The 601-nt window shown below is 35.4% G+C and carries 1 protein-coding gene; it reads left to right on the forward strand.

Translation table 11 applies throughout. From position 1 onward, the window contains the following. Positions 1 to 235 precede the first annotated feature (235 nt). Positions 236 to 601: GNAT family N-acetyltransferase (locus ACRCJ0_RS18460; RefSeq protein ID WP_431391623.1), on the forward strand; the 366-nt coding region annotated here is incomplete at its 3' end.

Raw genomic sequence — 601 nt, forward strand, 5'->3', positions numbered from 1 at the left:
GCCCTTTATCATCAACTAAATAAAGGTAAATATACCGCTATACCGACTTTGATAAATATATTTTGTGTAAAGATTGTATATATATCTTTACAATTTCACGCCATAAATGGGTATTTTTAAACTGTCAAATGGCTTATTGTTTATGCTAAAGTCATTCTTATATGTTTATACTTTAATTTTTAAGCGTATTTAGGTTACTATATAAGAAATTAATGATGTAGGAGGATGGTCATTTATGGCACGATTACAGCAATGCACCCTAGCCGATGTAGATGAGTTAAGAGCTGTCTCAATCGAAACTTATACGGACACTTTTGGGGAATTTAATTCGGATGAAAATATGCGGATTTACTTGGAGGATGCCTATAACCGAGAGAAACTCACGGCTGAATTAGCAGAAACTAACAGCCAATTCCTCTTTTTGAAGGAGAATAATGAAACTATGGGTTATCTTAAATTGAATGTGGGCGAAGCACAGTCAGAATATGTGGGCGACAATCTCCTTGAAGTCGAAAGGTTTTATGTGCGAACAGCTTTTCTACGCCACGGATATGGCACAAAATTAATTCAAGCTGCTGAAGAAATTGCACGTAGTTTAGGG

Source organism: Aerococcus sp. L_32 (assembly GCF_050689315.1).